General features: G+C 69.8%; 9 protein-coding genes. 5 read left to right on the top strand and 4 right to left on the bottom strand.

Annotated features, from left to right (window positions below; genetic code table 11):
* The first annotated feature begins 50 nt into the window (after positions 1–50).
* Together AC1DNG_RS04335 and AC1DNG_RS04330 are read left to right on the top strand one after the other, a co-directional pair.
* A complete protein-coding gene (locus AC1DNG_RS04335; protein WP_476886716.1) occupies positions 51–1,016 on the top strand; it encodes a polysaccharide deacetylase family protein in 966 nt (321 codons plus the stop codon).
* 53 nt (positions 1,017–1,069) lie between these two features.
* On the top strand, positions 1,070–4,267 hold the full coding sequence (locus AC1DNG_RS04330; RefSeq protein ID WP_476886715.1) for an HAD family hydrolase: 3,198 nt from the start codon (positions 1,070–1,072) through the stop codon (positions 4,265–4,267).
* Between the two features lie 56 nt (positions 4,268–4,323).
* Here AC1DNG_RS04330 and AC1DNG_RS04325 read toward each other — a convergent pair whose 3' ends face one another.
* Together AC1DNG_RS04325 and AC1DNG_RS04320 are read right to left on the bottom strand one after the other, a co-directional pair.
* A complete protein-coding gene (locus tag AC1DNG_RS04325; protein WP_476849842.1) occupies positions 4,324–5,331 on the bottom strand; it encodes a zinc-dependent alcohol dehydrogenase family protein in 1,008 nt (335 codons plus the stop codon).
* Between the two features lie 55 nt (positions 5,332–5,386).
* The gene (locus AC1DNG_RS04320; protein WP_476886714.1) at positions 5,387–6,298 is read right to left on the bottom strand and encodes a universal stress protein; all 912 of its coding nucleotides are present in this window, start codon (positions 6,296–6,298) and stop codon (positions 5,387–5,389) included.
* 177 nt (positions 6,299–6,475) lie between these two features.
* Between AC1DNG_RS04320 and AC1DNG_RS04315 the strand changes: the two genes are divergently transcribed.
* Positions 6,476–7,471, top strand: coding sequence for a spermidine synthase (locus AC1DNG_RS04315; protein ID WP_476886713.1), 996 nt, complete (start codon positions 6,476–6,478; stop codon positions 7,469–7,471).
* Between the two features lie 42 nt (positions 7,472–7,513).
* On the opposite strand, the gene AC1DNG_RS04310 is transcribed toward AC1DNG_RS04315, so the two are convergent.
* Entirely contained in the window at positions 7,514–8,431 is a 918-nt protein-coding gene (locus tag AC1DNG_RS04310; RefSeq protein WP_028277129.1) for a LysR family transcriptional regulator, read from the bottom strand.
* A gap of 131 nt (positions 8,432–8,562) precedes the next feature.
* Here AC1DNG_RS04310 and AC1DNG_RS04305 point away from each other — a divergent pair, with 131 nt between their 5' ends.
* Together AC1DNG_RS04305 and AC1DNG_RS04300 are read left to right on the top strand one after the other, a co-directional pair.
* Complete coding sequence (locus AC1DNG_RS04305; RefSeq protein WP_223914618.1) at positions 8,563–9,945, top strand: MFS transporter; 1,383 nt, start codon at positions 8,563–8,565, stop codon at positions 9,943–9,945.
* A 78-nt stretch (positions 9,946–10,023) separates the two neighbouring features.
* Positions 10,024–10,773, top strand: a complete 750-nt coding sequence (locus AC1DNG_RS04300; RefSeq protein WP_223914617.1) for a 3-hydroxybutyrate dehydrogenase — start codon at positions 10,024–10,026, stop codon at positions 10,771–10,773.
* Between the two features lie 112 nt (positions 10,774–10,885).
* Here AC1DNG_RS04300 and AC1DNG_RS04295 read toward each other — a convergent pair whose 3' ends face one another.
* Positions 10,886–11,521 (bottom strand): LysE family translocator, encoded by a 636-nt coding sequence (locus AC1DNG_RS04295; protein ID WP_476873273.1) that lies wholly within the window; start codon positions 11,519–11,521, stop codon positions 10,886–10,888.
* Between the last annotated feature and the right edge of the window lie 41 nt (positions 11,522–11,562).

The following is an 11,562-nucleotide window of genomic DNA, read 5'->3' as shown; positions in this document are numbered from 1 at the left end:
CGGGGCCTTTGAGCCCTAGCCTCCCGTAGTGCGTGGTGCCAAGGTGAAACATGGGGTCCATGACCGCGGGCCGCCGCCGGCTGTTGGTGATCGCGGCCGTGGTGGTTGCGCTGCTTCTGGCCGCCGGTACCGCGGTCGTGCTGCTTCAGGGGGCGCCGACGGCGTCACCGCCCCCATCTGCGCCCGTCACCGCCCCGGTATCCGGACCCGTCAGCGCAAGTGCCTCCGGGACCGCGCCCCCTGCCTCCCCGTCCCCTGAACCGACCTCGGCATCGCCGGCCCCGGACACCAGCGGGCCAGTTCCGGCCGAGCCGGTTCCCGTCCCCCCGCCGAGCCGGGCACCGACGGCTCCCGCTCCCGTGCCCCCCGCGGCGCGGTTCCCCGCCGCGCTCGCCGGCCACGACGTCGAGAGCATCCCGGGCGCCGGAACCGTAGTGGCCCTGACCTTCGACGCCGGCGCCAACGCTGCCGGACTGCCGAGCATCCTGCAGAGTCTCGCAGCCGCGGACGTGCGGGCCACGTTCTTCCTTACCGGCAGCTGGGCCGCCGCGAACCCCGGAGGCGTGGCGGCGATCGTCGCCGGCGGGCACCGGGTGGGCAACCATTCCATGACCCATCCGGCCTTCACCGGGCTGCCCGACGCCGGCATCAAGGACCAGGTCCGATCGGCCGAACAGGCCATCCGGGCGGCCGGGGCTGACCCGCGGCCGCTCTTCCGGTTTCCCTTCGGTGACCGCGACGCCAGGACCATCGCCACCGTCAACAACCTCGGCTACCTTCCGGTGCGCTGGAGCGTCGACACCCTGGGCTGGAAAGGCACCAGCGGCGGAGCGACGGCGCAGCTCGTCGCGGACCGCGTCCTGGCGGGCCTGCAGCCGGGGGAAATTGTCCTGATGCACATCGGCTCCAACCCCGACGACGGCACCACGCTGGACGCCGCTGCCCTGCCCCAGCTGATCAGCCGCATCCGCCAGGCCGGCTATGGCTTCACCACCCTCGACGCACTCCTGGGCTAAGGGCGGGCCCAACGCCACTGTCGCGGCGCACCGATCGCTGATAGGACAGGGCCATGACGGAGTCGCCCACAGTTGCCGCCGCGCTGGCTCCCGTCGATGCCGTGATCTTTGACCTCGACGGCGTCGTGACCGATACCGGCGAGCTCCGCGCGGCAGCCTGGAAACAACTCTTTGACGACGTCATGACGGACCCCCGGCTTCCCTCGGACGCGCGGCGCGCGCCCTTCACGGACGATGACTTCGCACGCTGGATCGAGGGCCGGACCTGGGAGGACGGCGTGGCCGCATTCCTGGCCTCGCGCGGGGTCCCCATTCCCCGCGGCTCGCCCGCGGACGGCCCGGACGAGTGGACGGCGTTCGGACTCGCGCAGCGCCAGAACGGAAATTTCGAAGCCATGCTCGCGGGCCGGCCCGTGCCCGTTTTCCCCGGCACCGTGGCGCTGCTCGAGCGGCTCCGGGCCGGGCGGATCCCCGTGGTCCTCGCCACCTCCAGCCGGAACGCCGCCGCGATCGTGGCCGCCGCGGGCCTTGGCGAGGTCTTTGACCACATCGTGGATGGCCAGACGGCCCTGGACCACGATGTCGCCGGAATGCCGGCGCCGGCTTTGGTCCTCGAAGCCGTGCGCCGGCTGGAGATCACCCCCGCCCGGGCCATGGTGATCGCGGACGCCGCAGCCGGCGTGGAAGCCGGGCGACGTGGGGGATTCGGGCTCGTGGTCGGCCTCGACCGGGCCGGGCGGCGGGCTGCGCTGGAAGCCGCGGGCGCCGACGTCGTGGTTGAAGACGTCAGCGAACTGGACATCGGGCTGGTCATTACGCACCCGTGGCTGCTGGTGTACGAGGGTTTCGATCCCGCCCACGAAGGGCACCGGGAGGCGCTGACCACGCTCGGCAACGGCTACCTCGCCACCCGCGGCGCCGCCCCGGAACACCGCGCGGGGGACGCCCACTATCCCGGCAGCTACCTTGCGGGCGTCTACAACAGCGTCGCGAGCGTCGTCCAGGGCGTAGAAACCGTGGATGAGCACATGGTTAACATCCCGGACTGGCTGCCGCTGGATGTCCGGGTGGGCGACGGTGCGTGGTGGTCCGGCGGCGGCCTGACGCTCCGCAGCGAGCGGCGCACCCTGGACCTCAAGCGGGCCCTGCTGAGCAGGGAAGCACTCGTGGCGGACGACGCCGGACGGCAGCTTCAGGTACTCCAGCGCCGGCTCGTGTCCATGGCCGAGCCCCACTTGGCCGCACTGGAAACCACGCTGACCGCCGTCGGGTGGAGCGGGTCCATCAGCATCCGCAGCGGTTGCGACACCGGAGTCACCAACTCCAACGTGCCCGAGGACGCCCAACTGGCCAACCGGCACCTGACAGGGGTGGCGGTGTCCTCGTCGGAATCTTCGTCGGAGGACGGTTCGGACGCTGCTGAGCTGACGGTTCAGGTGCAGACGTCCGGGAGCAGGATCGGGATCGCCCTGGCACTGCGGACCCGGATTTCCGGCGGCGGGGTGCCCGTCGGGGCCGGCGCAATTCCCGAGGTGGCAGGAGGGATGTACAGCCACCGCTTCGAGCTGCAGGTCAGTGACGGTATCCCCGTCACGGTCACCAAGGCAGCGGCCGTCGCCACCTCCCGGGACCACGCCGTCGCCTCGCCACTCTCAGGGGCGCTCGCGGTGCTGTCGCGCGCACCCCAGGAGTTCGACGCGCTGCTGGCGGACCACGACGCGGCATGGCGCCTGCTGCTGGCACCGTTCATCATCGAATCCGATGCCACGTCCCAGGCCCAGCTGATACTGAACCTTCACGTTTTCCATCTGCTGCAGACACTCACCACCCACACAGCCGAGCTCGATGCCGGGGTCCCGGCCCGGGGGCTCCACGGGGAAGGCTACCGGGGGCACATCTTCTGGGATGAACTCTTCGTCTTGCCGGTCCTGAACTCCCGGCTGCCCGCGGTGGCCCGCGAGCTGATTGACTACCGCTGGCGGCGGCTGGGAACCGCGCGGGACGCGGCCCGGAAGGCCGGGCTGCGCGGCGCGCTTTTTCCGTGGCAGAGCGGCAGCGACGGCACCGAGCAGACACCCAAGTTCCTGTTCAACAAGCTCTCCGGGCACTGGATGCCGGACTACTCACGCCTGCAGCGGCATGTCGGACTGGCGGTCGCCTACAACGCCTGGCAGTACTTCGAAGCAACCCAGGACCGGGGCTGGCTGACCCGGCACGGCGCCGAGATTGTGGTGGACGTCGCCAGACTGTTCGTCTCCCTGGCGGAGCACGACGCCGCCCAGGACCGGTTCCACATCAAGGGCGTCATGGGCCCGGATGAGTACCACACCGGCCACCCGGGCAACCCCGGCGGCGGCCTGGACGATAACGCCTACACCAACATCATGGCGGCCTGGGTGTTTGACCAGGCGGTCTGGATCATGCATTCAGTGCAGGGTTTCGACATGGAGGAACTCCGGGCACGGCTGGGGATCACGGGCACGGAAATCGACGCCTGGGCGCACCTGAGCCGGCGCATGTTCGTTCCCTTCCACGACGGCGGCATCATCAGCCAGTTCGACGGTTACGGCGCCCTGCGGGAACTCGACTGGAATCACTACCGCCGCGCCTACCGCAACATCGAACGGCTGGACCTGATTCTCGAAGCCGAAGGGGACAGCACCAACCACTATCGGCTGGCCAAACAGGCGGACGTCCTGATGCTCCTGTATGTTCTTGGCGAGGACCAGCTCCTGGGGTTCCTGCGCCGGATGGGCTACGACGTCGAGCCGGCGCAGATCGCGGCCACCGTGGACTTTTACCTGGCCCGGACCGCGCACGGCTCCACCCTTAGCCGGGTCACCCATGCCTCGGTGCTGGCGCAGCACGATCCGGAGCGGGCGTGGGCGACATTCCGGGAAGCCTTGGACACGGACCTGGACGATACCCAGGGCGGCACCACGCGCGCGGGCATCCATTTGGGCGCCATGGCAGGCTCGATCGACGTGGTCCAGCGCAGCTTCGCCGGGCTACGGATCACCCGGGACGCCTTGGACTTCACCCCGCGGCTGCCGGCCGAGCTGTCCCGGGTGGAGTTCCAGGTCCGCTACCGTGACCAGTTGCTGTCCGTGCACCTCGGGCCGGACCTGCTGCGGGTGTCCGCCGCCCCGGGGGACGCGGCTCCGGTGCTGGTGCGGGTGGGCGTCGAGAAGGTGCTGCTCCGGGCGGGCCAGGAGCACGAGTTCCGCCGGGACGCCGGGACGCCCGGCTGACGCGCCGAAGCGTGTCCCCGGCGTTGTCGTGGTGACTTGCTTGCGATGGTTCCGGGCTATGTCGTGTCCATGTGCAGCACGGCCGCTCCGGTGATCCGGTCCTCCGCCAGGTCCCGCAGGGCCCGGTCCGCGGCCTCGAACGGGTAGGCCACAGTGGTCGGGCGGAGCGGGATCTCGGCGGCGATCCGGAAGAACTCCTCGCCGTCGGCCCTGGTGTTGGCTGTGACACTGCGCAGCTGGCGCTCTTCGAAGAGCTCGTCGGCGTAGTGCAGCGGCGGAATATCGCTCAGGTGGATGCCCGCGACGGCGAGCGTCCCGCCGCGGTCCAGGGCCCGGAGCGCAACCGGCACCAGCCCGCCCGCGGGGGCGAAGAGGATCGCGGCATCCAGGGGATCGGGCGGTTGTTCCTCGGCCCCGCCCGCGAACGTCGCGCCGAGGTCCAGGGCCAGCGCGCGAGCCTGCGCGGACCGGGTCATGACGTACACGCGGGCACCCCGGTAGAGGGCGATTTGGGCCGCCAGATGCGCGGAGCCGCCGAACCCATAGATGCCCAGCCGTCCGCCGATCGGCAGTTCGGCCCGGGTCAGGGCCCGGTAGCCGATGATGCCTGCACACAGGAGCGGCGCAGCCTCCTCATCGCTGAACGTCTCCGGGATCCGGTAGGCGAAGTTCTCCGCCACGGTGATGAGCTCGGCGTACCCGCCGTCGCGGTCCCAGCCGGTAAACGTGGGGGACAGACAGAGGTTTTCCTGGCCGCGCAGGCAGAACCGGCAGGCGCCACAGGTGCCGCCCAGCCAGGCCACGCCCACCCGTTCGCCGATGCCGAACCTGGCGGCCCCCGGTCCTTGCCCGATCACCTCACCCACTACCTCGTGGCCGGGGATGACCCCGGCGTGCCGCGGCGTGAGGTCGCCCTCGGCCAGGTGCAAGTCCGTGCGGCACACACCGCAGACCCGCACTTTCAGCAGGACTTCACCGCGTCCCGGCACAGGATCCGGGCGGTCGGTGGCCACGAGGGGGCCGCTGGACATGGGCCCCGGAAGTCCAACTTGCCATGCTCGCACCGCGGCCTCCTTCTTTGCAGCGTCTGCAGGTCCGAATCGGTTGCGCTCGCGGCGGCTAGCGGGTGACCAGCACGTTGCAGCGCGCCTTGTGCAGCACGGCGGAGACCGTGTTGCCGGCTCCGGCCGCAGGGTTGTGGGTCCCGAGCACCAGGACGTCGGCGTCGTCCGCGGCGTCGAGGAGCTCCCGGGCCCCATGGCCCTCACGCAGGGCGCCGGTAACCTCCAGCCCGGGCGCCATCCCGCGGGCCTCGTCGATGGCGCGGTCGAGCAGCTCCTGGCCGTGGAGCAGGGCATGGCGGCCGTGCTCTTCCCGTGCCCCGCCGCGCAATGGATCGACGTGGACGAGGTGCAGCGGGGCGCCGAGGACTTTGGCCAACCGGATGGCCTCGGCCACCGTGGCGGGGCTGCGGGGCGAGGCATCGACTCCCACCACGACGGGGTGGGCCCGCCGGCGCGGGCGCCGGATTATCATCACCGGGCAGGGTGCCGAGCCGGCCAGATCGATGCAGACCGAGCCGGCCACCTGGCCCAGGACGGCGCCGAGGCCCCGGCTGCCCACTACCAGCAGCCGTGCGTCCCGGGAGGCGTCGCGCAGCACGGGTGCCGGGAGCCCGGCCTCCATGACGCCGTCGACGGCGGGGCCCGGACGTTCCGGCTCCTGCCCGGTAACGGCGCGCTCGGCCCCCAGCGGTGCGCCGCCGGCCGCTTCGCGGGCGGCGCCGCGTGCCAGCTCGATGCCCTCGGCGAGGACGGCTTCCGCGGAATGCCGCAGCCCGCTGCCGGCCACGCCCTTGACAGGGCCCAGGTTCTTGGTGAAAACCGGCCACACCCAGGCATGGATCACCAGGAGTTCCAGCCCGGCCGCGGCCGCGTATTCGGCCGCCCAGCGAACGGCGAGTTGGGCGGCCCCGGACCCGCCGTAACCGACCGCCACGGTGCCGCCCTGCTGCCCTGTGGGTGCCGACATTATTCCTCCCGGCTCGTCGGACGCACCCCTTCGCCCGGCACTATGTGCAGCCCCAGTAGAACCCTGCGGCCCGGGAATGTGTAGGGGCTTTGGTCCCGCGGGCTGGCCGCCTCCGGGGCCGCGCCCGGGGCCGCCGGTGAACTAGGGTTGAAACATGCACAATGCGGGGGATAGCTGATGGCCAAGCGGGGCAAAGGGCGGGGCGCCCAAACCGCCGGGCCGGGAGTGGTGGAAGTGCCCAAGGGTTCCCGCCCGGCCGGTCCTTTGGCCGGGGTGTACTACATCGATACCGGGGACTGCGAGCTGATCCCGGACCAGGACAATTCCACCGGCTGGCTCCTGCGCATCAACGGCGTCATGAGCTCGCACATTGACCTCGCGGACCCGTTGTTCCTCGACTTCGAGTACATGCGCTGGATGGCAGCCCTGGTGGAGTCGCGCTGGCCGCGGGAGCCTGGGCCCAAGCTGCGCGCCCTGCACCTTGGCGGGGGAGCATGCTCACTGGCGCGCTATTTCCACGCCGCGTACCCGGACGCCCGCCAGGTGGTGGTGGAGCTGGACGGCAAGCTGGCCGACTACGTCCGGGGCTGGTTCGACCTGCCCAAGGCGCCGTTGCTGCGCCTGCGCGTGGGAGAGGCCCGCGAGGTCACCGAGAGCCTGACCCCGCAGACCCGGGACCTGATCATCCGCGACGTCTTCGCCGGCTCGCTGACCCCGCGGCCGCTGACCACCCGGGAATTCATCGAGCACGCCAAGCGCGTCCTGGCCCCCGGCGGGATATATGTGGTCAACTCCGGCGACGCCCCGGACCTCAAGAATGCCCGCGAGGACGCCGCGACCATCGCCGACGCCTTTGCCTACACCGTGATCATCGCGGATCCGGCCATGCTGAAGGGCCGGCGCTACGGCAACATGGTCATGGCCGGCAGCGATGTCCCGTTCGACGACGACCCCGGCCTCGCGCGGCGCCTGCTCGGCGGTGCGGTGCCGGCCCACATCTGGAACGACGAAAAGGTGCGGGCGTTCGCGGCCGGCGCCGCCGTCCGGCATGACCCGAAGTCGCCCGTTCTCGCTGAGCCGGCCGCGGAACCGCCCGTTCTCGCTCAGCCGCCCGCCGAGCCCCCGGCTGGGCCCCGCGCAGGGCCCCGCGCAGGGACGCCGACTGCTCCGTAGCAGCCCTTTTGCGGCACTATATTTGCGGCACTATAGAGGCGGCTACGGAGCAATCGATGGGGCTGCTCCCCGGCCCAGCAGGGCATCGCGGTGCGCCGCGGTCTGCTCCCGCAGCGCCTGCACGAGCGCGGCCACCGCCGGCCGGCGCATCGAATCGGGCCGGAGCACCATCCAGTAGGGCAGCAGCTCCGCGAATTCCTCCGGCAGAAGCCGGACCAGGTCCGGATGCAGGTCGGCCGCGAAACAAGGCAGGAACCCAATCCCGGCGCCGGCCCGGGTGGCCTCCACGTGGACGAAGACGTTGGTGGAGCTCAGCCCGTCCCGCATGGTGGGCACCAGCCGCCGCGGGGCGTCCAGATCGTCCACCTGCAGCATCGAATCGACGAAGTAGACCAGCGAGTGGGCCGTCAGTTCCTCCACGGTGGCCGGGGTGCCGTACTCGGCGAGGTAGCCGCGGGAGGCATACATTCCCAGCATGTACTCGCCGAGCCGCGCGGCCTCTGCCCGGTGCACCTGCGGCTCGCCGACCACCACCTCGATGTCCAGGCCGGACCGCTGCTGGAGCGCCCGGCGCGTCACGGTGATGATCTCGACGCTGAGGCCGGGATGGTCGCGGCGGAGCCGGGCCACGGCCGGGGCGGCGATGTAGGCGCTGAATCCATCCGTCGCGGTCATCCGTACGACGCCGGTGATGGGGTCCGGGGTGTGCCCGGGCTGCTCCAGGGTGCGCACGGCGCTCTCGACCTGCTCGGCCACCCGAACGGCCTCGGCACCGAGCTCGGTGAGCTCCCAGCCTCCCGAGGCGCGGGAGAGCACGCGGCCACCCAGCGCCTTCTCCAGCGCCGCGATCCGGCGGGAAACGGTGGTGTGGTTCAGTCCGAGCGTCTGTGCCGCCGTCGTGAATTTCGCCGAACGGGAGACCGCGAGCAGGACCAGCAGGTCATCAGGATTGGCGTTCATATCTGCAATTCTGCACATAGCGGGTGCTGGTTTGGCCATTGAATCGCCGTGGATGTGCGGCAATACTCAATGAAGCCATTTCAGTGCTGTGCGTCACAGCGCGTGTCACCGTGGACACTAAGGAGAATCAGATGAGCGTAAACGAACGCTCTGCAACAACCGCCGCAGCACCCGCATCCAAGGGTTCCGGGCTCAAGAAAATCGTCGCCGCATCGATGGTGGGAACCGTCGTCGAGTGGTACGAATTCTTCCTCTACGCGACCGCCGCCACCCTGGTGTTCGGCAAGTACTTCTTCCCCGCCACGGGCAACGAACTGGACGGCATCATCCAGGCGTTCCTGACCTACGCCGTCGGTTTCGTGGCCCGCCCCCTGGGCGGCATTGTCTTCGGCCAGATCGGCGACAAGCTCGGCCGCAAGCCCACCCTGCAGCTCACCATCATCATCATCGGTGTCTCCACCTTCCTGATGGGCTGCCTCCCGGGCTTCGCCACCCTCGGCTACCTGGCGCCGGCGCTGCTGGTCCTCCTGCGCTTCATCCAGGGCTTCGCCCTCGGCGGCGAATGGGGCGGCGCAGTCCTGCTCGTCGCCGAGCACAGCCCCAACAAGTCCCGTGGCTTCTGGTCAAGCTGGCCCCAGGCCGCCGTTCCCGTCGGCAACCTGCTGGCCACCCTGGTCCTGTTCATCATGTCCAACGTGCTCAGCTCCGCCGACTTCCTCAGCTGGGGCTGGCGGGTGGCGTTCTGGCTTTCCGCCGTGATCGTGTTCGTCGGTTACTACATCCGCACCCACGTCTCCGAATCGCCCATCTTCCTCGAGGCCAAAGCCCAGCTGGAAGAGGATCAGTCCGCCAGCTACGGCGTCCGCGAAGTCATCCGCAAATACCCCAAGGGCATCCTGCAGGCCATGGGGCTCCGGTTCGCGGAAAACATCATGTACTACCTCGTGGTCAGCTTCGCGATCGTCTACCTGAAGTCCGTGCACAAGTACGACACCTCCTCGCTGCTGCTGGCCCTGCTGATCGCCCACGTCGTCCACTTCCTGGTCATCCCGCAGGTCGGGCGCCTCGTGGACAGCTGGGGCCGGAAGCCGGTCTACCTCATCGGTGCCGTCACCGGTGCCACCTGGCCGTTCTTCGCCTTCCCGATGTTCGATACCCGCAACCCGGTGATCATCGTCCTGGCCGTCACGATCGGCCTGTGCCTGCACGCCTTCATGTATGCCGGCCAGCCGGCCCTCATGTCGGAGCTGTTCCCGACCCGGATGCGCTACGCCGGGGTCTCCCTTGGCTCGCAGGTCACCTCGATCTTCGCCGGTTCGCTGGCGCCGCTCCTGGCCACCCAGTGGCTCAAGGACACCGGCTCCTGGCTGCCCACCGCGATCTACCTGCTGGTCGCCTGCGCCATCACCACCGTCGCAGTGCTGAGCCTGAAGGAAACCAAGGGTATCGCGTTGGAGGACGTGGACCGGGCCGACGCCGAACGCGAAGGCCTGCCCGTAGCAGCCACCCGCTGAGCTGCTTGAGTTTTGGGCCGGCTCCAGCCACGCTGGAGCCGGCCGCCTCATCGAATTTTTGACACGGAAGGCTGAGTTATGGAAAACACGCTGAACGGACGCAAGGCCCTGGTCACCGGCGGCGCCGGCGGGATCGGCGCGGCGAGCGTCCGGGCCCTGGCGGCACGCGGGGCCAAAGTGGTGATCGCGGATAGGGACGAGGCCGCCGCCGCCGCGCTCGCCGACGAAATCGGCGGCACCGCGTGGGCCGTCAACCTGCTCGACGTCGAATCCCTCCAGACGCTCAGCCTGGACTGCGACATCCTGGTGAACAACGCCGGAATCCAGCGCATCAGCCCCATCGAGGAGTTCGATCCGGCCGACTTCCGCCGCATCATCACCCTCATGCTGGAGGCCCCGTTCCTGCTGATCCGGGCCGCGTTGCCGCACATGTACGCCAACAACTTCGGCCGCATCATCAACCTGTCCTCCGTGCACGGGCTCCGGGCCTCGCCGTTCAAGAGCGCCTATGTCTCGGCCAAGCACGGGCTCGAGGGCCTGAGCAAGGTGACGGCCCTCGAAGGCGGGGCGCACGGGGTCACCTCCAACTGCATCAACCCCGGCTACGTCCGCACGCCCCTGGTTGAATCGCAGATCGCGGACCAGGCCAAGGTGCACGGCATCCCGGAGTCCGAGGTGCTCGCCAAGATCATGCTGACCGAATCAGCGGTCAAGCGGCTCGTGGAGCCCGAGGAAGTGGCGTCCCTGGTGGCGTGGCTGGCATCCGACGACGCCGGCATGGTCACCGGCGCCAGCTACACGATGGACGGCGGCTGGTCCGCGCGGTAGCCCGTCGCCGCTCAAACCAACGCGGGGTCAGCTACGGCCCATTCAGAGGGCATTAATGGGCGCTAGTTGACCCCGCGTTGTGCTGCTGGAGTTGAGCGGCTGGAGCAGCGTGCTAGTCCTTGGTGCCTGTCAGGGCCAGCGTGCCGCCCAGCCCGATCATCATCACGCCGCCGGTGGTGCTGAGAGCGGCGATCCGCCGGGGGGAGCGGGCAAACCAGTGCCGGGCCGTCCCGGCCGCGAGGGACCACGTGCTGTCCGAGACCAGGGCAATGAGCAGGAAGACCGCACCCAAAGTGGCGAGCTGCACGGGAATCGCTCCGGCCGAGTAGTCCACGAACTGGGGAAGCACGGCCACGAAGAACACAATCGACTTGGGGTTGGTCGCGCCGACGATGAAGCCCTCCCGGAGCACGCGGGCGGTCGAGGCCGGGTTCGAGGTCGACGCCCTCGCCGCGCCGCCGCCGCGGTGCCGGATCGCCTGGATCCCGAGGTAGACCAGATAGGCGGCGCCGGCGAATTTCACCACGCTGAACAGCAGCAGGGACTGGGCCAGCACCACGCCGACGCCCAGGGCCACGGCGGCGATCTGCACCACCTCTCCGGCCGCGTTTCCCAGAACGCTCAACAGCCCGCCCCTGCGTCCCAGGGCCAACGTCCGTCCGATCACGAACAGCACGCTGGGCCCCGGGATGGCGATGAGTACGAGGGCGGCAAGGGCAAAGGCCAAGAGGTTGGTGGCGGGGACCATGCCTGATCCTAACCCCGCGAGGGCCCGCCCGGGAGCGTCTT

The organism is Arthrobacter sp. 01T425, assembly GCF_056398725.1.
This window is presented reverse-complemented; position numbering and strand designations above follow the sequence as displayed.